Source organism: Lentzea pudingi, assembly GCF_014646255.1.
Lineage (GTDB): Bacteria > Actinomycetota > Actinomycetes > Mycobacteriales > Pseudonocardiaceae > Lentzea > Lentzea pudingi.
On record NZ_BMNC01000002.1, the window covers coordinates 113,421 to 135,078 of the forward strand.

Annotated in this window: 21 protein-coding genes; 9 read left to right on the forward strand and 12 right to left on the reverse strand. The window is 69.8% G+C overall.

The features are described 5' to 3' along the window. Positions 1–45: 45 nt before the first annotated feature. From IEY88_RS06360 to IEY88_RS06370, 3 genes are read right to left on the reverse strand one after another with little or no spacing between them, the layout of a single operon-like run. Positions 46–999, reverse strand: coding sequence for an aminotransferase class V-fold PLP-dependent enzyme (locus IEY88_RS06360; RefSeq protein ID WP_189153691.1), 954 nt, complete (start codon positions 997–999; stop codon positions 46–48). Further along, positions 992–1,456, reverse strand: a complete 465-nt coding sequence (locus IEY88_RS06365) for a DUF4442 domain-containing protein (protein WP_189153692.1) — start codon at positions 1,454–1,456, stop codon at positions 992–994. The genes IEY88_RS06360 and IEY88_RS06365 overlap by 8 nt, the downstream gene beginning before the upstream one ends. Positions 1,457–1,467: 11 nt before the next feature. Then, positions 1,468–2,421 carry a glycosyltransferase gene (locus IEY88_RS06370; RefSeq protein WP_189153693.1) on the reverse strand — a complete coding sequence of 318 codons (954 nt, stop codon included), beginning with the start codon at positions 2,419–2,421 and terminating at the stop codon, positions 1,468–1,470. A 22-nt stretch (positions 2,422–2,443) separates the two neighbouring features. On the opposite strand from IEY88_RS06370, the gene IEY88_RS06375 reads away from it, so the two are divergent. Continuing rightward, on the forward strand, positions 2,444–3,001 hold the full coding sequence (locus IEY88_RS06375) for a sugar O-acetyltransferase (RefSeq protein WP_189153694.1): 558 nt from the start codon (positions 2,444–2,446) through the stop codon (positions 2,999–3,001). A gap of 4 nt (positions 3,002–3,005) precedes the next feature. Next, positions 3,006–3,413: a YjbQ family protein gene (locus IEY88_RS06380; RefSeq protein WP_189153695.1), complete on the forward strand. Its 408-nt coding sequence runs from the start codon at positions 3,006–3,008 to the stop codon at positions 3,411–3,413. Here IEY88_RS06380 and IEY88_RS06385 read toward each other — a convergent pair. Beyond that, positions 3,309–4,286 carry a YhgE/Pip domain-containing protein gene (locus IEY88_RS06385; RefSeq protein WP_229693143.1) on the reverse strand — a complete coding sequence of 326 codons (978 nt, stop codon included), beginning with the start codon at positions 4,284–4,286 and terminating at the stop codon, positions 3,309–3,311. The genes IEY88_RS06380 and IEY88_RS06385 overlap by 105 nt on opposite strands. Positions 4,287–4,405: 119 nt before the next feature. Here IEY88_RS06385 and IEY88_RS06390 point away from each other — a divergent pair, with 119 nt between their 5' ends. Further along, positions 4,406–5,377 (forward strand): DUF8017 domain-containing protein, encoded by a 972-nt coding sequence (locus IEY88_RS06390; RefSeq protein WP_189153697.1) that lies wholly within the window; start codon positions 4,406–4,408, stop codon positions 5,375–5,377. Positions 5,378–5,452: 75 nt separating this feature from the next. Here the strand turns inward: IEY88_RS06390 and IEY88_RS06395 are convergent, their stop codons facing one another. Next, the gene (locus IEY88_RS06395; RefSeq protein ID WP_189153698.1) at positions 5,453–7,195 is read right to left on the reverse strand and encodes a proline--tRNA ligase; all 1,743 of its coding nucleotides are present in this window, start codon (positions 7,193–7,195) and stop codon (positions 5,453–5,455) included. A 135-nt stretch (positions 7,196–7,330) separates the two neighbouring features. On the opposite strand from IEY88_RS06395, the gene IEY88_RS06400 reads away from it, so the two are divergent. After that, complete coding sequence (locus tag IEY88_RS06400) at positions 7,331–7,690, forward strand: VOC family protein (protein ID WP_189153699.1); 360 nt, start codon at positions 7,331–7,333, stop codon at positions 7,688–7,690. On the opposite strand, the gene IEY88_RS06405 is transcribed toward IEY88_RS06400, so the two are convergent. Beyond that, on the reverse strand, positions 7,687–8,643 hold the full coding sequence (locus tag IEY88_RS06405) for a GNAT family N-acetyltransferase (protein WP_189153700.1): 957 nt from the start codon (positions 8,641–8,643) through the stop codon (positions 7,687–7,689). The two genes, IEY88_RS06400 and IEY88_RS06405, sit on opposite strands and share 4 nt — an antisense overlap. A gap of 86 nt (positions 8,644–8,729) precedes the next feature. On the opposite strand from IEY88_RS06405, the gene IEY88_RS06410 reads away from it, so the two are divergent. The 5 genes from IEY88_RS06410 (at position 8,730) to IEY88_RS06430 (ending at position 15,400) form a co-directional block, all read left to right on the forward strand. After that, positions 8,730–9,485 (forward strand): SAM-dependent methyltransferase, encoded by a 756-nt coding sequence (locus IEY88_RS06410; protein WP_189153701.1) that lies wholly within the window; start codon positions 8,730–8,732, stop codon positions 9,483–9,485. Between the two features lie 315 nt (positions 9,486–9,800). After that, entirely contained in the window at positions 9,801–10,529 is a 729-nt protein-coding gene (gene yaaA, locus IEY88_RS06415) for a peroxide stress protein YaaA (protein ID WP_189153702.1), read from the forward strand. A gap of 210 nt (positions 10,530–10,739) precedes the next feature. Then, complete coding sequence (locus IEY88_RS06420) at positions 10,740–11,708, forward strand: serine protein kinase RIO (protein ID WP_373294038.1); 969 nt, start codon at positions 10,740–10,742, stop codon at positions 11,706–11,708. Between the two features lie 234 nt (positions 11,709–11,942). Beyond that, entirely contained in the window at positions 11,943–13,493 is a 1,551-nt protein-coding gene (locus tag IEY88_RS06425; protein ID WP_189153704.1) for a DEAD/DEAH box helicase, read from the forward strand. A gap of 671 nt (positions 13,494–14,164) precedes the next feature. Beyond that, positions 14,165–15,400: an MFS transporter gene (locus IEY88_RS06430; RefSeq protein ID WP_189153705.1), complete on the forward strand. Its 1,236-nt coding sequence runs from the start codon at positions 14,165–14,167 to the stop codon at positions 15,398–15,400. A 127-nt stretch (positions 15,401–15,527) separates the two neighbouring features. Here IEY88_RS06430 and cobA read toward each other — a convergent pair whose 3' ends face one another. The 6 genes from cobA to IEY88_RS06460 form a co-directional block, all read right to left on the reverse strand. Continuing rightward, positions 15,528–16,736 (reverse strand): uroporphyrinogen-III C-methyltransferase, encoded by a 1,209-nt coding sequence (gene cobA / locus IEY88_RS06435; protein ID WP_189153706.1) that lies wholly within the window; start codon positions 16,734–16,736, stop codon positions 15,528–15,530. A gap of 51 nt (positions 16,737–16,787) precedes the next feature. Continuing rightward, positions 16,788–17,501: a PIG-L deacetylase family protein gene (locus tag IEY88_RS06440; RefSeq protein ID WP_189153707.1), complete on the reverse strand. Its 714-nt coding sequence runs from the start codon at positions 17,499–17,501 to the stop codon at positions 16,788–16,790. A 41-nt stretch (positions 17,502–17,542) separates the two neighbouring features. Further along, complete coding sequence (locus IEY88_RS06445; RefSeq protein WP_189153708.1) at positions 17,543–18,319, reverse strand: S1 family peptidase; 777 nt, start codon at positions 18,317–18,319, stop codon at positions 17,543–17,545. A gap of 188 nt (positions 18,320–18,507) precedes the next feature. Further along, positions 18,508–19,764, reverse strand: coding sequence for a cobalamin biosynthesis protein (locus IEY88_RS06450; protein ID WP_189153709.1), 1,257 nt, complete (start codon positions 19,762–19,764; stop codon positions 18,508–18,510). Then, positions 19,761–20,582: a hypothetical protein gene (locus tag IEY88_RS06455; protein WP_189153710.1), complete on the reverse strand. Its 822-nt coding sequence runs from the start codon at positions 20,580–20,582 to the stop codon at positions 19,761–19,763. The genes IEY88_RS06450 and IEY88_RS06455 overlap by 4 nt, the downstream gene beginning before the upstream one ends. Next, on the reverse strand, positions 20,582–21,628 hold the full coding sequence (locus IEY88_RS06460) for a cobalt-precorrin-4/precorrin-4 C(11)-methyltransferase (RefSeq protein ID WP_189153711.1): 1,047 nt from the start codon (positions 21,626–21,628) through the stop codon (positions 20,582–20,584). The genes IEY88_RS06455 and IEY88_RS06460 overlap by 1 nt, the downstream gene beginning before the upstream one ends. Positions 21,629–21,658 lie beyond the last annotated feature (30 nt).

Sequence of the window (21,658 nt, forward strand, 5' to 3'; positions counted from 1 at the left end):
GACTGGCGTGGTTCCGACACAAGGACCCACGGTAACGGACGGCAGTCACGCGAGCGCTTCGAGCACCCGGTCAACGTCCTCGATCGTGTTGTACATGTGACATGCATACCGCGTGCGACCTGCGCGAACCGAGGACACGACCCCCTGAACGGGTGGCGTCGTGACCGAGACGATCGCCGAGCCGTTGGGCGGCAAGCCCAGACCGGCCAGGAGGCGATCCGTCAGATTCACGCAGTGCGCGCGCACGGCTTCGAGGTCCAAAGAGGCCACCCACGGGAGCGCGACCGCCGCACCGACGTGGGAGAACCACGTCGGCGAGAGGTCGAACCGCCGTGCGTCCGAACGGAGCACGAGCTCGGTGCCGTAGTTCTCACCGGTGCTGTACCAGTTGGCCGCCAACGGCTTGATGAAGTCCATCCGGTCCGGTCGCACCGCCATCCAGGCCGCGCCGCGCGGTGCCATCAGCCACTTGTAGGCCACGCCGACGACGAAATCGGCCCACGCCAACGACAGCGGTCGCCACCCGGCGGCCTGCGACACGTCGAGCAGCACGGGTTTGCCGCTCGCCTGGAGCGCGTCGAGGTCCGCGATCGTCCCGTCCGCCGACTGGACCACGCTCAGGGCAACGAGATCGGCTTCCTCCACTGTGGACACGATCTGGTGGCCGGCCGCGACGAACGGCAGCGTCACGCTGGTGAAGTCGCCGGGGTCGGCGTAGACCTTCGAGCCGGCCGGCAGCGACTGCGCGACCAGCGACACGAACTGCGAAACCGTTGCACCGCAGGCGACCGAGGCCGCGGGGACGCCGACCAGCCGTCCGAACGCCTCGCGCGAGGTCTCCACGACCTCGTTGAACGTGGACGACGTGTCCTGGCCGCGCCGCCACCGTTCGTGCGACGCCATCACCGCGTCAGCGACGTGCCGCGGCGGCACACCGATGGACGCCGTGTTCAGGTAACCGGGTTCGACGTCGAAAACCGCTCCGAAGGCCTCACGCATGCGCGAGCTGCTTGTCGCGCTTGCGGCGCGCGTAGACCTGCTTCTTCACCCGTGCGATCACGGCCCCATCCTGCCCGACGACGTCCGTGTTGAACCAGATCAAAGCCTTCTCGCTACCCCTGGTCTGCTCCAGTACCTGCTCGACGTGCTCGTCGGTCAGCCGGAACTCGGCGTGCACCGTGCCGCGGCCGGGCGCGACGAACTCGATCTCACCGGCCCGGTCCCACACGACGTGCTCGCCCTTGAGCTGGTTGAACAGCAGCAACACCCAGAACGGGTCGGTCATCGCGAAGAGCGACCCGCCGAAGTGGGTGCCGAAGAAGTTGCGGTTCCACGGGCGCAGGCGCATCCGCACCCGCGCGTACCGGTAGTCCGGCGAGATCTCGACGACGCGGATGCCGGCGAACAGGAACGGCGGCCACAGGTTCATCCCGAAGCGCAGGCGGCTTGCCTTCATATAAAACAGTGTTACACAACGGTGGCCAGACTGTCCGCAACTTCCTCCGGCGAAGGCGTGTGACGTATCTCCCGGGCTATCTGACCAGCGGCTTCCCGGTAGGACGTGTCGGCGAACAGCTGCCGCACGCAGTCCGCGATCGGCCCGGCGCTGAACGCGGCCGGGCGCAGCGCCGCACCGGCCGCGACGAGCGCGCTCGCGTTGCCGGGCTGGTCCGCCCCCTGCGGCAGCACGACCTGGGGCACGCCGGCGGCGAGCGCGCCCAGCATCGTGCCGCTGCCGCCGTGGTGCACGGCGACGTCCGCGTACCGGAGCACCTCCGCCTGGGGCAGCCACGGGTGCACCGTCACGTTCGGCGGCACGTGGTCCAGTTCGACGTGCGGCGCGGCCACGACCACCTGCGCCTCGGGGATCTTGCCGAGCCCCACGACCGCCTCGGCGAGCAGTTCGCGCGTGCCGAACGCCGTGCCGAGCGTGAGGTAGATCAGCTTCCCCGCGGTGCGCACCGGCACGTCACCGGGCGGCGAGAACGGCACGGCCCGCAGCGGGATCCGGTCCTCCCGCAGGAAGGCCGCGTCCTGCAACGAGGGCGGGCAGATGTCGAGGTGCCGGCCGCCGGTGGGCCGGACGAGGCCGATGCCCTCGCCGAACATCCGCCCGAACCCGTGCCACAGCGCGGGAAATCCCCTGCGCCGGGCCTCGGACACGACCTCGGGCACGGCCCACTCGCCGATCACCAGGTCCGGCAGCAGTCGTTCCAGCTCCTGGGCGATGTCCTCGGCGTAGATCTCCCCGAACACGAGCCCTGGACGAAACGGTCGGAGCCCGAGCTTGCCGAGCACCGGGTGCATGTCCTCGCCGACCGCGAAGTGCACCTCGTGCCCTGCCCTGCGCAAGGCCGACGCCAGCGGGATCAACGGGTAGGTGTGGCCGACGGTGGCCATGCTGGCGAAGAGCACGCGCATGCCGTGACGATACTGAGTCCTCATGGGAACCCACCGCGAGAAGATGATCAACGGCGAGCGCTACCTGCCGGCGGACCCCGAGCTGGACGCGGACCGGCGCCGCGGCTGGCGTGAGATGGCCAGGTTCAACGCGCACGACCCGGAGGACCTCGACGGGATCTACGACATCCTCAAGGGGTTCGTGGCGGAGATCGGCGAGAACACGACGTTCATGCAGCGCCTGCAGATCGAGTACGGCTACAACACCCGCGTCGGCGCGAACAGCTTCATGAACTACGGCGGCGTGATCCTCGACTGCGGCCCGGTGACCATCGGCGACCACGTGATGATGGGGCCGAACGTGCAGCTGCTGACGGCGTTGCACCCCATCGAGGACCATGACGCGCGCATCGAGGGCTGGGAGACGACGGCACCGATCGTCATCGGGGACAAGGTGTGGTTCGGCGGTGGTGTGATCGTGTGCCCCGGTGTGACGATCGGCAACAACACGGTGGTCGGCGCGGGCAGTGTCGTGACGCGCGATTTGCCTGCTCACGTGCTCGCGGTCGGCAACCCGGCACGGGTGGTTCGTAAGATCTGAGGTCATGCGCAGCGAGGAGATCCAGATCCACACCGGTGCCGACGAGGTCGTGCAAGACCTCACGCGTGAGTGCCAGCGGTTCCTCGACAACGAGAACGGCGACGGCCTGTTGCACGTGTGGGTGCCGCACGCGACCGCGGGTGTCGCCATCATCGAGACGGGCGCGGGCAGCGACGACGACCTGCTGACCGCGTTGGAGCACATCCTCCCCCGCGACGTGAAGTGGCGGCACCGGCACGGCACCCCTGGTCACGGCCGTGACCACGTGATGCCCGCGCTGGTGCCGCCCTACGCGACGATTCCCGTACTAGGCGGTGTGCTGACGCTCGGCACGTGGCAGTCCATCTGCCTCGTCGACACCAATGTCGACAATCCCGTCCGCACGGTCCGTCTGAGCTTTCTTGCCGGCTAGTTCAGTTTTCTTCATGGCAAGCAGCACGAGTCCGACGAGAGCGATACCGCCGAACACCCACCACTCGGTGCTGATGGCGCTGTCGTACATGAGGCTGCGCAGGCCTTCCGCCGAGAACCTGAACGGCGTCCACGACCACAGGACCGCCTTGTAGGCAGGGTTGAGCAGCTCCGGGACCTGCCCCGCGACGGCCGGTGCCATCAGGTAGAGGACGCCGAGAACCCCCATCGCGCGGATCCCGAGGTGCTGGAACAGCCCCGCTTGCAGGAGCGCGAACGACGCGGCGACGGCGAGCATGAACGCGAGCGCCTGCGCGTTGAGCGTGACGCCCCACCACGCCAGCAGTCCCGCGGTCGAGCCGGTGACGAGCACGGCCGTGGTCAGCGCCGACAACCACCGCAGGTTCCGACCTTTCAGGACAACGAACAGCAGTCCGGCGATCATCCCGCCGACCCACAGCAGCGCGCTCGCGGCAAGGGGCGCGGTCCGTTCGGCGGCCGTCGGAGTGGTGGCCTCGATCTCGACCGGTAGCCCGGCTCCCTGCGCGACACCGGTCAGCACCTGCTGGGCGACCTGCGTGCCGGACGGGTTGATCGCGGGGTTCAGCCGGATCGTCGCCTGACCGGGCACGATCTCCAGCACCCCGTAGACCTCTTTGTCATGCAACAGGTTCCGGGCCTCGTCGGCCCGCACGACCCTGATGTCGACCTCGGGCGAGTCGGCTCTCGCGACGCGTTCCGCTATCGGCGGAGGCGCCACCACAGCGAGCGGGACGTCGTGCGGGTGCACGGTCGCCTGCACGCCGAACGTCAGCAATCCCAGGAGAAACGCCACCACAGCACCTGCGACGGCGGTGACCAGCACGGTGCGCATCATCGATCCCCTTAGTTCATCAAGCGTTGAATTTAACGGGCACGCTACGCCGCTCTCCTCTCGAAAGTCAACGCGTGATGAATTAAGCCCGTGTCAGACCCACGGGGTACCGTTCCCCCGTGACTTACCCAGGTGGCGGCGGACAGGGCGGCTGGAACGACCAGCAGGGCTGGGGCCAGCAGCAACAGGGTGACCACCAGAGCGGTGGCTACCAGACCGGCGGCTACCCGCAGACCGGTGGCTTCCCGCAGCAGGGCGGCTGGACCGACCAGCAGCAGGGCGGCTTCCCGCAGCAGGGTTACGGCGGGTACGGCGGCCTCGGCGTGTACGGCGGCTTCGACAGCGAACCGCCGAAGAAGAGCAACAAGACGCTCTGGCTCGTGCTCGGCACCGTCGCCCTGGTGCTGCTCGTCGGCGGCGGCCTCACCTGGTTCCTGATCTCGCGCTCGGGCGGCACGACCGCGGAGCCCGGGCCGTCCAGCACGTCCAGTTCCTCCTCGCAGCAGGCCGACGGCCCCTGCCCGAAGAGCGACGGCCAGCAGTGCGTGGAGACGACGCTCGGCTTCAACTACGTGGTCCCGAAGAACTGGGACGTCATCGCGGACGCCAAGATCCCGGTGGAGGGCCACGCCGGCATCTCGCTGTCCGGCGTCACCAGCTACGGCGACTACACCTGCGAGGGCAAGTCGTTCACCAAGGGCACCAACGGCGGCACGCTGCTCCCGAAGACCGAGATCAACAAGGCGGCCACCGACTTCATCAAGGCCCTCGCCACGCAGTACTACTCCTCGGGCGGCGACCCGAAGGTCACGACGACCCAGCCGAAGCCGGTGAAGATCCAGCACACCCAGAAGGACGGCGCGAAGGTCACCATCGAGGGCGTGCAGGTCGACGCCACCGTCACGCAGACCGGCAACAAGTGCCTGGCGAGCAAGGGCATGGTCAAGGTCGTCGTGCTCAACGGCAGCAACAAGCTGCACGTGCTGGCCGTGAACGGCGACCTGGAGGGCGGCGGAGGCGGCGCCACCCCGCCGTTGCCCAAGGAGTCGGACCTGCAGAAGATGGTCGACTCGCTGGTGCCGACCTCGTAGCGCTCGCGCGACCCTGGAAAGCCGAACGCCCGGCCGCGCAGTGCGGCCGGGCGTGTCAGTTGTCGCTCATGCGGTTCAGCCAGAGACGACCTGCACCAGGTGGTCGACGGCCTCCGCGACCGGCACCTCGACGCGCTCGCCGGAGCGGCGGTCCTTGACCTCGACGGTGCCGTCCTTCAGGCCGCGGCCGATCACCAGGATCGTCGGGATGCCGACGAGCTCGGCGTCCGCGAACTTCACGCCAGGGCTCGCCTTGCGGTCGTCCAGCAGGACCTTGAGACCCTTGGCGCTGAGCTGCTTCGCGAAGTCCTCACCGGCACCCATGAGCGTCTCGTCCTTGCCGGCGACCACGACGTGCACGTCGGCGGGAGCGACGTTGCGGGGCCAGATCAGGCCGCGGTCGTCGTGCGACTGCTCCGCGATGACCGCGACGAGCCGCGAGACGCCGACGCCGTACGAGCCCATGGTGATGCGGACGGGCTTGGAGTCCGGGCCGAGGGCGTCGAGCGAGAACGCGTCCGCGTACTTGCGGCCGAGCTGGAAGATGTGGCCGATCTCGATGCCGCGTGCCGCGGTCAGCACGCCCTTGCCGTCCGGGGACGCGTCGCCCTCGCGGACCTCGGCGACGTCGATGACGCCGTCGGGGGTGAAGTCGCGGCCCGCCACCAGGTCGACGACGTGGTGGTCGGCCTTGTCCGCGCCGGTGACCCACGCGGTGCCCTTGACGACGCGGGGGTCCGCGAGGAAGCGGATGCCGTTGGCCTGAATGGCGCCCGGACCGATGTACCCCTTGACCAGGAACGAGTTCTTGGCGAAGTCGGCCGCCTCCAGCATCGCGACCTCAGCCGGTTCGAGGGCTGCCTCGAGGCGCTTGAAGTCGACCTCGCGGTCGCCGGGGACGGCGATCGCGAGCAGCTCCCAGTCCTTGCCGGGGTGCTTGACCTTGACCAGGACGTTCTTCAGCGTGTCCGCCGCGGTGAACTTGCGGTCCGTGTTCGCGTTGAGGAAGTCGACCAGCGTCTCGATGGTGGGCGTGGCGGGAGTGTGGTGCACCTGCGCGGCGGGCTTGTCGTCGATCGACTGCTCGGCGGGCGCGGGGGTCGTGACGGCCTCGACGTTCGCCGCGTAGCCCGACTCGGTGCTGCGCACGAACGTGTCCTCGCCCGTCTCGGCGACGGCGAGGAACTCCTCGGACGCCGAACCGCCCATCGCGCCGGACGTGGCGGAGACGATCACGTACTCCAGGCCGAGCCGGTCGAAGATGCGGATGTAGGCGTCGCGGTGGTTCTTGTACGACTCGCTGAGGCCCTCGTCGGTGAGGTCGAAGGAGTACGAGTCCTTCATCAGGAACTCGCGGCCGCGCAGGATGCCCGCACGGGGACGCGCCTCGTCGCGGTACTTGGTCTGGATCTGGTACAGCGTGACGGGGTAGTCCTTGTAGGAGCTGTACTCACCCTTCACGGTGAGCGTGAACATCTCCTCGTGCGTGGGCCCGAGGAGGTAGTCGGCGCCCTTGCGGTCCTTGAGGCGGAACAGGTTGGGGCCGTACTCCTCCCACCGGTTCGTCGCCTCGTAGGGCTCCTTGGGCAGCAGAGCGGGGAACTGGATCTCCTGCGCGCCGAAGGCGTCCATCTCCTCGCGGACGACGGCCTCGATGTTGCGCAGGACCTTGAGGCCCAGCGGCAGCCAGGTGTACCCGCCCGGCGCGACGCGGCGGACGTAGCCGGCGCGCACCAGCAGCTTGTGGCTGGGCACTTCGGCGTCCGCCGGATCCTCGCGAAGGGTGCGCAGGAACAGCGACGACATCCTGGTGATCACGGTGGGTACTCCTCGTTCACGGGCAGTTGAAACAGCGTACTGGTTGGACGCTCCCCGAAATCGCGCGCGGTGCTCCGTGTGGGCTCTGACCTGCGGCGACCGGAATTGTCAGACCCCCTGGGTAGCGTCCCTCCCATGCCGCTGACCATTGACATGATCACTCTCGACACGGGCGACGCGCGCAAGCTCGCGGAGTTCTGGACGGCCGCTCTGGGCACCACGATCCAGAACGACTGGGGTGAGTTCATCGTGCTCGCACCGACCACGGAGTCCGGTGTCGTGCTCGGCATCCAGCAGGTGCCGAACGCGACTCCGGGCAAGAACAGGGTCCACTTCGACTCGCACGTGCCGGACCGCCTGGCCGAGGTCGCCCGATTGGTCGCCCTCGGTGCCACGGAGGTCGGGGTGCACAGCGTTCCCGGCCTCGTGTGGTCCGTGCTCGCCGACCCGGACGGCAACCAGTTCTGCGTCGGCCAGCCGGGCGAGGAGCTCTAAAGCCCGACGGGCTTCCCGTAGTCGATCCAGGTCCGCGCCAACTCGAACCCGGCGCGCTCGTACACGCCGAGCGCACCGGTCGCGTTGGCCGTGTCCACGGAGAGTCCCGCGCGGTGGTAGCCCTTCGCCCTGCCCTGAGCCAGCGTCCAGCTCAGCAGGGCGGAGGCCACGCCACGCCCGCGGTGCTCCTCCAGGGTGCCCACGTCCCCGATCCACAGCTCGCGGACGCCGGTCATCTCCTCGACGACCGGGTAGTGCCGTGCGAGCACGAACCCGACGACGGCGCCGTCCGCCAGCGCCAGGAAGGAGGACTCGGGCACGAATCGAGGGTTGTCGGTGAACGACGCCGCCCACTCCTGCGGGCTGCGGTCCACCGATCCCCAGTGCTGGGCGAACGCCATGTTGGTGACGTTGCGGACCTCGTCGTCGCGAGCGGCGGAGAACGGCACGATCTCGTAGCCGGACGGGATCGGCGCCTGGGCGAGTGCCTCGCCCAGTGCCACCTCCAGTTCGTGGAAGTGGCGGTCGGCGGTGAAGCCGAGCTTCTCCGCCAGCGCGACGTGTCCCTCGGACCGGCTCTCGATCATGGTGCACACGGCGAGCGGCATGTCCGGGTGCCGTGCGACGTGGAGCTCGCGCGCGAGCGAGACAAGGCGCGGCAGGAGTTGCAGTCCGATGCCGGCGCGCCGGAACTCGGGGTGCACCATGCCGTCGAGCCGAACCCGGTGCGTGCCAACGGGGTTGTCGCGCAACGCGACAAGTCCATAAGCCGCCAGCGTTCCGCCCGCGCGCACGGCCAGCGATCCGCCCGGCAGGTCGGTCTTGCCGAACGACTGGGCGAAGTCCGCTTCGGACAACAGCTCGCCGGTGTCGTCGACCGTCTCGGCCGCGTTGTAGAGCGCGGCGACCGCCGGGATGTCCGCTGTCGTGAGCGGGCGCCACTCGAGTTCCACGCCAACCGAAGCTACGGAAAGGAGATGTCCCCAACAACCGAATATTGCGTTGCTCGTGACGCACCACAAGGGCCATTCTGCGAGTGATGACTCCGCCAAAGATCACACCGCTGTACGAGGACGTGACGTTCCACGGGCCGTTGTCCGAGGAACGAGCAGCCCGCTTGATCCGCTCGCTGCTGCCACTGGACGACGCCCACGTGGTCGACCTGGGCTGCGGCTGGGCCGAATTCCTGCTGCGCACCTTGGAAGCCGCCCCCACCGCCACCGGCACGGGCGTGGACCGCAACGCGGTGGACATAGCCCACGCCCAGGCCAACGCGGACACCCGAGGCCTCACCGCCCGCGTCAGCTTCCAGGTGGCCGACGTGACCGAGTGGCAGCCGGCCAGACAGGCCGACGCCCTGATCGTCAACGGCGCCACCCAGGTGTTCGGCGGAGACCCGTTGGACCACACGGTGAACGCACTCACCGCAGCCAAGCAGCTCCTCCGCCCCGGCGGCAGGTTCCTGCTGGGCGAGGGCTTCTGGGAACGCGAACCCACAGACGCCCACCTGGCAGCGATGCCGATCCCCCGCGGGCAGTACGTCTCACTGGCCGATCTGGTGGACCTGGCCCTGTCCCACGGCTTCCGCCCGCTGGCGGTGGAACAGGCCAGCCTCGACGAGTGGGACATCTTCGAGAACGCCCACGGCCTGGCCTGGGAACGCTGGCTGCGCGCCAACCCGACCTCCGAACACGCCGAGGAGATCAGGTCGAGGGCAGACCGCCAGCGCAACATCCGGCTCCGCGGCTGGCGCGGCACGATGGGCCTCGCCTACCTGATCCTGCAGGCACCGTAGGGCGTCACGGCCAAGGCGACGCGACCCGGCTGATGCAACGCGCCGGCCAAACCACACCGCGGCAGGCGTGCAGACCACATCCGCGACAGCCGTGCAGACCACATCCGCGGCAGGCGTGCAGACCACATCCGCGGCAGGCGTGCAGACCGCCTCGCCGCTCACGCGGCCCCGCCGTCCGTCAGCGCGAGCCGGGCCCACCCGAACCGCGACGCCCCCAGCGTCGATCGAGCCGCGCAACGCGGCTCGAGTGCGTTCACGCCGTCGAACAACCCCGCAGGTCCAGCGGTTTTCGCCCGCTGCCCTACCCTTTGCACCGTGCTGGTGCTGCTTCCCCCGTCGGAGACCAAGGCGATCGGCGGCGAGGGCGCGCCGCTCGACCTCGACGCGCTGTCGTTCCCCGAGCTCAACCCCGTGCGCGACAAGCTCGTGTCCGCGCTGGCCGATCTCGCGCGCGATGTCCCGGCGAGCCTCAAGGCGCTCGACATCTCCGAACGCCAGGTCGACGAGGTCCACCGCAACGCCTCTTTGCGCACGTCGGAGACCACGCCCGCGCTGCTGCGCTACACCGGTGTGCTCTACGACAACCTCGACTTCCCGTCGCTCAGGAAAGCCGAGAAGGAACGGGCCTACGAGCGGCTCGCCGTCTCGTCGGCGCTGTTCGGCGTGCTCAAAGGCGGCGACCCCGTGCCCGCGTACCGGTTGTCCGGCGGCAGCACGCTCCCGTCCCACGGCAGCCTGCGCACGGTGTGGAAGCCCGCGCTGGAACCGGTGCTGAAGGACGCCGACGAGTTCGTCGTCGACCTGCGTTCCGGCGCCTACTCGAGCCTCGCCAGGATCCCGCACGCCGTCGTCGTGCGGGTGGTCACCAGCGAGGGCAAGGTCGTCAGCCACTTCAACAAGGCGCACAAGGGCCTGCTCGCCCGCGCGATCACCAAGTCCGCCGCCGAGCCGGCAGACCTGAAAGGCCTGGTCAAGCTCGCGCAGAAGGCTGGTCTGAAGATCGTGCCGACGGGCGAGAGGACCGCGGACCTGATCACCGGTTAATTCGGTTGCGGGCGCGAGACCCGCAGTGCAAGCTTCTCCCCGAAGCGTGACAACGGAGCTGGATCGAGGAGGTGCGAGATGTCAGAGCCTGTCTTTGGGCGCGGCACCGCATTCGCGACCCGTCCAGCCGTCCTTCGCGCCTGATCAGCACCGTTTGATCGCAGAGCGCCAGCAGGGCGGTCACCCTTCATCTTTTTGGGAGACCCCACCGTGCGCGAGCACGATCTTTTCGAACGTTACGAATCTGCTTTCGATGGCGCCGACGACACCATGCGGCGCAAGGGAAAGCGCACCAACCGCAGGGCCGACGACGCGGAACCCACGCGTCGCGGCCGCATGACCGAAGAAGAGAAGCTGCGCGTCGCGCGAGTGCGCGAGGACCAGCTCAGCACGGCGGACACTCCCGAGGACGGCGACCGCTGGTCCACGTGGGGTGACGCCGAGCAGGGTCCGAAACCGCACCCGAACTGGCTCATCACGGAACTGGCCGCGGTCGACCGCGAGCTGGGCATCGTGAAGACCGGCAAGGAGGCGGACGTCTTCCTGCTGGAACGCGCGATGGGCGACCGGGCGTGCCTGCTCGCCGCCAAGCGCTACCGCAGCAACGACCACCGGATGTTCCACCGCGACGCGGGGTACCTCGAGGGTCGTCGCATGAAGAAGTCCCGTGAGACGCGGGCGATCGCGAACCGCACCGCGTTCGGGCGCAACCTGATCGCGGAACAGTGGACGGTCGCCGAGTTCGCGGCTCTCACCAGGCTGTGGCAGATCGGCGCACCCGTGCCGTACCCGGTGCAGCGCAGCGGCACCGAGCTGCTGCTGGAGTTCATCGGGGACGCCGACGGCAACGCGGCACCGCGGCTCGCGCAGACCCGTCCCGACGAGGACGAGCTGCTAGACCTGTGGCGCCAGCTGGTCGCGACGCTCATGACGCTCGCCGAGGCGGGCATCACGCACGGCGACCTCTCGGCGTACAACCTGATGGTCCACGAGGGCAGGCTGATCATGATCGACCTGCCGCAGGTGGTCGACCTCGTCGCGAACCCGCGCGGTGTGGAGTTCCTGGACCGCGACGTCCGCAACATCTGCGGCTGGTTCGCCTCGCGCGGCCTGCCCGCGGAGATCGGCGAGCCGTCCGCGCTGGTGGCGACGCTGCTGGACGTGGCGGGTATGGCCTGACCCGCGTCGCGCGCCCGGCCGTGTCCAACGACACTGCCGGGCGCGCGAGACGTTCTCATTGATCAGCTAGACTGTGCTGTACACCGATGAAGGCTTGACGGCCGTTGACCGGTGTTTCCACCCACTCATCAGCGGCGTGACCATCACGCCGGGCCCGTCCTTGTGATCGGCACCGCGGTAGCACGCGGGGCAGCCTCGAGACGTGCCATGTCCCGGAGGTTTGTTTTGCCATCAATGTCCGAAGGTCGTTCCGAGCACGCACAAAGCCGCAGGTCACCGCGGCGCCGCTCGGGTCGCCAGGGCAACTCCTCGCGTCCGCAGCAGCGGGTCGAGGAACCGATCGTCGCCGAGCACTTCGAGAGCACGCTGCCGGAAGGCCCGCTGCCCTCGTTCGCTGAGCTCGGCTTGGCCGACGCGCTGATCAAGTCACTCGTCGCCAACGAAATCACCGAGCCGTTCCCCATCCAGGCGGCCACCCTTCCCGACGCCATGGCGGGCAAGGACATCCTCGGCCGCGGCCAGACCGGCTCCGGCAAGACGCTGGCGTTCGGCCTCGCGATGCTGACGCGCCTCGCGTCCGGCCGCTCGATGCCGCACAAGCCGCGCGGCCTGATCCTCGTCCCGACCCGCGAGCTCGCGATGCAGGTGGAGACGGCGCTCATGCCGCACGCCCGCTCGCTGGGCCTGTGGTGCCGCGTCGTCGTCGGCGGCACGTCGTTCCCGCGCCAGATCGAACACCTCCGCCGCGGCGTCGACCTGCTGATCGCCACGCCGGGCCGGCTGTCCGACCACGTCCGCCAGGGCACGTGCGACCTCGGCTCCGTCGAGATCACCGCGCTGGACGAGGCCGACCAGATGGCGGACATGGGCTTCATGCCCCAGGTCCGCGCGATCCTCGACCTGACCCCGCAGGACGGGCAGCGCCTGCTGTTCTCCGCGACGCTCGACGGCGACGTGGACAAGCTGGTCCGCCAGTACCTGCACTCCCCGGTGACGCACTCGGTGGCCCCGTCCACCGCGAGCGTCACGACCATGGAGCACCACCTGCTGTTCGTGTCCGCGGAGGACAAGCAGAACGTGGTGACCGAGGTGGCCGCGCGCGAGGGCCGCACGATCATGTTCGTGCGCACCAAGCACCACGTCGACCGCCTCGCCAAGAAGCTCCGCTCGGTCGGCGTCGCCGCAGGCGCCCTGCACGGCGGCAAGGCGCAGAGCGCGCGCACCCGCGTGCTCGGCGAGTTCCGCGAGGGCACCACGCCCGTCCTGATCGCGACGGACGTGGCAGCCCGGGGCATCCACGTCGACGACGTGTCCCTGGTCGTCCACGTCGACCCGCCGGCCGACCCGAAGGACTACCTGCACCGCGCCGGCCGCACGGCTCGCGCGGGCCAGTCCGGCACGGTCGTCACGCTGGTAACGCACGACCAGCGCCGCGCCGTCCAGGGCATGGCCCAGCGCGCCGGCATCCGTCCGGAGAGCACGAAGGTGCGCCCCGGCGACGACGACCTGGTCCGCATCACCGGTGCCCGCACGCCTTCGGGCGAGCCGCTCATCGAGCGCGAGAAGCCGGCCCGCCGCAGCGGCGGCAGCGGCGGACGTCGCTTCGGTGCCCCGGCCGCCGGCGGCGGCCGCGGCGAGTACCGCGGTGGCTCCGGTCGCCGCACCGAGGGCGGCGGCGAGTTCCGTGGCGGCCCGCGCCGTTCGGAGCGCACCGAGGGCGGCCGTGGTTTCGGCCGGCCCGAGCGCAGCAGCGCGGGTCGTCCGCGCCGGGCGCCGCAGCACTGAGCTTGATCTGATCGACGGTTAAGGCCGCTTCCCTTCGGGGAGGCGGCCTTCGCCGTGTGTGGAGCCGGTCGCCTTCGCTCGTTGCAAGGTGTCGGTACCAGGCTGTTCGCAAGGCTGCAGCCTTCGCCATGCGCCGGACAGCGCCGCTTCCTGGGGTGCAGGGGCCCGCTTGCGGGACAGCAGACCAGGCCGACCGCGAGACAGCCGTCTTCGCCATTCGCGGGGCAGCAACCAGCGCCGCTTCCTGGGTGCAGGGTCCGCCGTTTGCAGGGCGGCGACCCCCGCTTCGTTGGCGAGACTGTTCCTTCGCCCTCTCCAGGCCAGCAGCGTCCGCGTTCGCGGGGCAGCGGCCATCGCCGCTCGCGAGGCACAGCGTTCGCGAGGCGCAGCGTTCCCGAAGCAGCAGCGTTCGCCGTTTGCAGGGCGGCGGCCCCAGGCCGTTCGCGAAGCAGCAGCCCTCTCCGTTGACAACGCGGCAGCCACCGCCGTCCCCGAGGCTGCGGCATCGCCGTGTGCGGACGGCGGCCTCGCCGTGCGCGGGCCCAGTTGTCCACAGATCGGTGAGCGGTGGGTTGACACGCGCGGATCGTCGCTATGTTGAATGAAGGCCGGTGGTCAGCCCCCAGGGTGGGTGGGGCCTGCGTGGGGCCTGCGTAGGGCCTGCGCGGCGGTTGTTCAGCTTGTGCCGCATAAGGTGCCCCATGGGGCGGAACTGGTACTTGCTGTGGAGCGGGAGCGCTGTCTCCGCGCTGGGGGATGGCCTCTTCCTGGCGGCACTGCCGTTGCTCGCCGCCACCCTCACCCAGGATCCGAAGCTCATCGCCGGTGTCAGCTTCTTCGGCACGCTGCCGTGGCTGCTGGTGTCGCTCTCGGCAGGCGCGGCGGCCGACCGGTACGACGGCCGTCGGCTTCTCCTCGCGGCGCTGTGGGTCCAATGTGCGTTGATGGCCGTCCTCGCCGCCTTCCACAACGCGCACATCGCTTTCCTGTATGGCATGGCGTTCCTCATCGGCACTGCCGAGACCGTGCCGAGAGCGGTCGGGCAGCCGCTCATCAAGGCCACTGTGGAGAACCATCTGCTGGAGCGCGCGAACGGCAGGCTGTTCGCCTCGCAGTCGACAGCCCTGCAGTTCCTGGGGCCTCCGCTTGGTGGGCTGTTGTTCGCCGTGGCGGTTCCGGCGCCGTTCTGGGTCAACGCGCTGACGTTCGCCATCGCGGCGGCGCTGGTCACCAAGATGCGCACCAGCCACGACAAACCACCGGTTCGGCCGAAGGCCAGAGAAGGTTTGCGGTGGCTGTTGAACCACAAGGCGCTCAGGACGATCACCGTCGTGTCGGCGACCACGAACCTGTGCATCGCGATGACGATGGCGACGCTGGTGTTGTTCGCTCAGCAACGGCTGGGGCTCACCAACGCGGGGTTCGGGGCGTTCCTGGCCACGCTTGCCTGTGGTGGTGTGGCTGGCGGGCTGTTTGCCGAGCGGTTGATCAGCAGGTACCGCTACACGATCTCAGCCACCGTGGTGCTCATCCCGTTGATGTGGCTGGGGATCGCCACGGTCGCCCACGACCTCGTGACGGTCGCGGTGTTCGCGGTGGTGAGTTCGTTCTGCACCGCGGTGTGGGGTGTGGCGACGGCGAGCTTCCGGCAGAGAACGGTGCCCACCGAGTTGCTCGGGCGTGTCAGCAGCGCGCAGACGCTGATCACCTGGGGTGTGCAGCCGGTCGGTGCGCTGCTGGGTGGGCTCACGGCGGACTGGTTCGGGCTGTTGGCTCCCTGGTATGTGGCGATAACCCTGCGAACCGTTGTGGGGGTGCTCAGTCTGAGATCGCTGCAGCGAACTGCGCTGAGTACAGCCGGTGGTAGTGAGCACCCGGTCCCGCCCACGGGGCTGTCCGCTGGGTAGGCACGCAAGCTCCTGTGGGTCGGGAGGGTCGCGAAAACCCCGTCAGCTGTGCGGGCCTCCGCAAACCGGTGGACTTGACGGCTGAATGCGAAGTCCACCGGTGCACGACCTTTGTGAAGAAACTTATCTAACTCTCCGTGGAAGCGATGTCGGCGACCGGGCCCACCACGATGATCGCCGGCGGACGGATCTCGTGCGCCTTCACGTCCGCGCCCAGCGAGTCCAAAGTGGACCGCAAGACGCGCTGAGCCGTGGTGCTGCCCTCCTGGATCACGGCGACGGGGGTCGAGCCGGGACGACCTTCCATCAACGCCGTGGCGAACGCACCTGCCCGTTCGACCGCCATCATCAGCACGACGGTGCCACGCAGGCGTGCGATCGCCGACCAGTCGACGAGAGAGCGCGGGTCGTCCGGTGCGACGTGGCCGGAGACGACGACGACCTCGTGTGCCACGCCTCGGTGCGTCACGGGCACACCGGCCAACGCGGGCACACCGAACGCCGACGTCACGCCTGGCACCACCGTCACGGGGATCCCGGCCTCGGCGCACGCCAGCAGTTCCTCGAAGCCGCGCCCGAAGACGTACGGGTCGCCGCCCTTGAGCCGGACGACGAACTTCCCCTCCTTGGCGCGGTCGATCAGCGTCTGGTTGATGAACTCCTGCGTCGCCGCGCGGCCGTAGGGGATCTTCGCCGCGTCCACGACCTCGACGTGCGCGGGCAGTTCCTCCAGCAGCTCGCGCGGGGCGAGCCGGTCCGCGACGACCACGTCCGCGTGCGCCAGCAAACGCTTGCCCTGCACGGTGATCAGCTCGGGGTCACCGGGCCCGCCGCCGACCAGCGCGACGCCGACGGGTGGTGCGGCCTGGTCCGCGATGCGGCCATCGCGCAACGCCGCCACGAGCCCGTCCCGCACGGAGGCCGACCGGCGGTGCTCACCACCCGCCAGCACACCGATCAGCATGCCGTCGTGCATGCCCGTGGCCGGCGTGACGGCCGTGCCCTCGACGGCGATGTCCGCGCGCACGCAGAACACACGCTGCGAGAGAGCTTCTTCAGCGATCTGCGCGTTCACGTCGATGTCGGACGTGCACGCCACCACGTACCACGCGCCCTCGACGTCGCCTGTCTCGAAGTACCTCTCACGCCACGTCAGCTCCCCCGCGTCGACCATGCCCTGCACGGCGGGGGTGACGGACGGCGACACGAGCTCGACGACGGCGCCGGACGCGATCAGGCGAGGAAGACGGCGCTGCGCGACCGTGCCTCCGCCGACCACGAGGACGCGCCGGCCCCGGAGGTCGAGGCCGGCCAGGTAGTGCTGTTCAAAGGGCATGCGTAGAAGCATCCACACCGGACACGCCGTGTCCAGCCGAAGGGAACATGGTCACACGGTCAGCAGCTCGAAAGAGGTGGCGAGCACCCCTCCGAAGCGCTGTCCCACGGCTTCTGCCATCGAACGGAGGAACGGCTCCGGGTCCGCCATGTCGCCGCTCAACGCCTCCAAGTACGCCTTGTGCGCGCGTAGAGAGGCCACGGAAGCGTCGAACGAGTCGGTGATGTCCACGGCGTGCGTCGCCAACGGTGAGGACGCCGCCGCCACGTACTTGACGCCTTCCCACTTCTCCAGCCCGAGCTCCGGGAAGATCCACCGGTTGCCCGCGTCCCGGACCGCGTCGACGGCAGCGCGTCCGACGGCGATGTGGTCGGCCATGTTCAACCCACCGCCGGGCCAGGTCTCGCGGTAGTTGCCGGTGATGACGAACTCCGGCCGGTGGCGGCGGATGGCTGCCGCGATGTCGCGCCGCAACGGGACGCCGTACTCGATGGTGCCGTCCGGGTGGTCCAGGAACTCGACCTCGGTGACGCCGACGGCCGCACAGGACGCGATCTGCTCCTCGACCCGCAACGGCGCGCAGGCAGCCGGTTCCATCGAGTCGATGCCGTTCTCACCACGGCACGCGAGCAGGTACTTGATGTTCTTGCCTTGGGCGGTCCAACGCGCGATGGCGCCCGCACCGCCGTACTCCATGTCATCGGGGTGAGCGACGACGACCAGCGCGCTCGACCAGTCTTCCGGCACAGCTTCCAGATCAGCCATGCGTGCAGGGTGCGCGCCGGAGCACGCACCCCGCAACAGGCTTACAGCTGAGCGGTGATCACGGCGTTGTACGACGCGATCCGCGCGTACACGCCGGGGTAACCCGCGCCCGCGCAGCCGCGTCCCCAGGACGTGGCACCGATGAGCTTGCCGCCGTAGACCAGCGGACCGCCGGAGTCACCCTGGCAGGTGTCGACACCACCCTGCGGGAAGCCCGCGCACACCATGGAGGTGTTGCTGTACTGCGAGTACGCGGTCTTGCAGGTCGAGTCCGACGTCAGCGGCACGTTCGCCTTGAGCAGGTACCGCGAGGCGGAACCACCCGAGGAGGTGGTGCCCCACCCGAGGATCAGCGCGGAGTTGCCGGCCGCGTAGAGCGCGGTGTCGGACGGCGTGGCCAGCGGCAGGGTGGCCGAGCTGATGTTGCGGTCGAGCGTCAGCACGGCCACGTCGTAGCCGGAGGTCGCCGTGCGGTAGCTCGGGTGCACCCAGATCCGGGTGACGCTCGCGACCGTGCCCGCGGTGCTCTGCTTGTCGTCACGTCCGTGCACGACACGCGTGCTGGAGGCCGAACGGCCGGACACGCAGTGGGCGGCCGTGACGACCTTGTTGGCCTTCACGAGCGTTCCACCGCAGAACTGCGATCCGGACGTGGACGCCAAGTAGACGGCCCACGGGTACGTCGAGGTGCTTGCCCGCGTGCCACCGACGATCATCGGCGAGACGTCGTCCGCGGTAGCCGGAGGGGCGATGAAGAAGATGCTCGCGAGAGCGGACACCAAGGCCGACACGATCAGGCGATGCAGGGTTTTCGCCATGTTGCCAGTCCTTCCCTATGACGCTGTGTGTGCAGGGTGTGAAGCACGGCACACACAGCGTCAGGGGCGGAGATTCGACGGCGTAACCGCCATTAGTCGGACATGTCCGACTTCACTTTTGACTCAGCCGATTCCACGCGCCGTGAACGCCGCCTGGACGGAGGCGGCGTCAGCGTCGCCGTAGAGCGTCAGTGTTCCCAGACTCCGGGAACAACGATCACGTCGGCTTCGACCGGATCGTCCAACGTCGGTCCGGTTCCGAAAGCGACGAACGCGACGGCCGCACCCCGAGCGGCCAAATCGCACGCGCCCTCGTGGCGAACCTCGGTGCCGGCGCGCAGGAGCGGGGTCACCGCGGTGATCGCCTCGGGCGTGCCGACCACGAACGCCGCGCGCCGGATCTCCGCCTCCGCACGGGGCGTGCGCTGCTCGGCCGCACCCGGCCCCAGTCCGACTAGAGCGAGCCGGCCGCGTGGCAACACCCGTGCCGCGGCCACGGTCACGTTGTCCCGCTTGAACTTCTCGGCCGCCAGCTCGATCGGCCCGCCGTGCCCGATGCTGCGCGCACCCCGCAACGCCGCCGCCTCCGCGACGCTCGCGGTGCCCATCGAGTTGCGCACCACCGAACTCGGGTTCGGCACCCCGATCTCGGCCAGCTCCTCGGTCGGGAACGTCAGCAGCTCCGCCGTGTCGCCGTGCCAGAAACCCCAGTCCTCCACGGCGTCCACGATGCCGGGTTCGTCCGCCTTGACGTCCGCTGTCGCGAACGCCTTGATGGCCCGCAGGTCCAGCCCGCCCTGGGTGTCCAACTCGGACAGTGCGGCACCGACGCTCGTGGCCGACGCACCCCGAGTGGAACCCACCCCGACGACGAGCGTGCGCGGCACGATCCGCAGCACGTGCTCCTTCGCCGCGGCGGCCCGGTCGTCGACGACGATCACCCACGTCGCGTCCTCACCGCCCGCCACCACGTTGGGCGGCAACGCGGGCAGCGGGAAGTTCAGCGGGTTGCGCAGCACGACCAGCTCGCCTGCCTCGATGGCGGCGGTGCAGGCCGCGACGTCGCCGTCCGCCGTGGCGTCGAGCTGCTCGACCAGCTCGTCCAGCATCGAGTCGACCAGCGGCCCGGTCGTCACCACGGCCGTGCGGTTGAGCAGGTCCGCGACGTGGCGGGTGAACACGTCCGCGTCACCGGCGAGCGCGACGACGAAGTGCTCGTCCACGCACACCACGGCGGGGTCGGATCGCCTGTCCCGCAACAGGGGCGCGACCAGCCGGACCGCGGACCCCGCGTCCAGGAAGAGCACGACCGCGCCGAGGCGGGGCCAGAGGTTGCGGACGGCGGGCAGGACCTGGCCGTCCGGGACGACGGCGTCGGCGCCGAGCAGGCCCGCGAGGTCGGCGGCGTCACCGCGCTGGGCGGGACCGGCGAAGACTCCGATCACTTCTTGGTTCCCCACAGCAAGGTCACCGGAACAGCCGGGGCGAATCCCGAGTCCAGCAGGCGCGAGGCGGTCCAGTGCACGCCCTCCACCTCGTACCCGGCGGCCGCCAACGCGTCACGCGCGGGCACGATCTCGTCCACGCTCTCGGTCGCGACGACCACGCGCCGGGCCGACACCGCCGCCGCGGCCTTGACCGTGCCGATCTCACCCCGGCCGACGAACACCGCGTCCGGGCGCGGCAACGAGGGCGCGTCCAGCTCGGACTCCTCGACGCGGACGTCGACGCCGTGCGCCGAGGCGTTCGCGATGAGCCGCACGCACTGCACGGGGTCCGGCTCGACCGCGATCACCGCGGCACCCAGCCGGGCGCACTCCACGCCGACCGCGCCGGAACCCGCGAGCACGTCCCACACCAGCACGCCGGGGCGCGGGGCGAGCCGGGCCAGCACGAACGCGCGCACCTCGGCGCCGAGCACGTGAGCTCGGCTCGCGAAGGCGTCGTCCGGGAGGGCCCAGCCGTCGTTGGAACGGAGGAACTCGTTGTCCGCCAGGCACAGCACGGCGTCCGGCGCGGTCCAGCGGCGCGTCACCGCGTCCCTCGGGTCGACCGCGACCAGCTCACCGGAGTCCTGCACCGTCAGCGTGCGGCGCCAGCCGGCGAGGCCCGCGCCGATCTCGGCCGGGCCGACGCCCTCGGCGAGCCTGACGATCACGGCGGAGTGGGCGCGGCACACGTTCAGCGCGGGGCGCAGGCCGTCCGCCGCGTCGACGATCTCGACGGGACGGCCCGCTGCCTCCAGCAGCTTCTCGAGGGACATCAGTTAGCGGACCGCTTGGGCTTGCGGACCGGCTTCTTGCGCGCGGAGGTCGAGGCGTTGACCGTCGGCGGCTTCGGCATCTCCGCCGCGACCACCGTCAGCTTCGGCTTCGGAGCGGGCTCCTCGGCGGGCTTGCGCACCGACTGCTGTATTTCCTCCACCGCCGTCCACGCCGGGTTCGGCTCGGCGACGGGAGCGGTCGACGCGGCGGGGATGGGCTCGTCCGGACGCGCCGGGATCGGCTCGTCCACGCGCGTCGCGATGCGCGTGGCGGCACGGCGCGACCACTTCGTCGGGCGGGCGGCGCGCAACGGCTCGTCGACCGACGTCGTCGCCGAGGTCGACACCCGGCGCGTGGGCGCCTTCACGGCCGCACCGACGAGGAACAGCGTCGGGCGGTACAGCTTGTGCTTCTTCACGACCGACTCCAGCTCGCCGACCGTGGTGTGCACGACCAGCTCGTCGGCCTGGCTCACCTTGTACGCGACGACGACCGGCGTGGCCTCGGAGTACCCGCCCTGCAGCAGCTTCTCCACGAACTGGCCGGTGCGCGCGCCCGAGACCGTGGCGGCCATCGTGGTCTGCAGCGCGGCGAACTCGCTGACGCGTTCGCTGCTCTCCGGCGAGATCAGCACCGTGGAGAACGCCTCGGTCTGCGTGAGCTCGCGCCCGATCTTGGCGGCCGCCGCGGCGACGACGGACACGCCCGGCACGACCTCGACCTCGAGGCCGAGGCGCACGCACAGGTCGTGCTGCTCCTGGACGCCACCACCGGTCGCGGCGTCGCCGGAGTGCAGGCGCACCACGACCTGGCGCGACGCGGCGGCACGGCGGTACAGGTCGGTGATCTCCTCCGGCGTGACGCGCGAGAAGTCGACCAGGTCGGCGTCGGCGCGGGCGTGCTCGCGGACGCATTCGGCGTCCACCGCCGTGGGCGCCCAGATGACGACGTCGGCTTCGGCGATGCGGCGCGCGCCTCGGAGGGTGATGAGGTCGGCGGCACCGGGACCGGCGCCGACGAAGGTGACCCGACCGGTCGTCGTCACGACAGCTCCACAGGGGGTTTCGGGGAGAGA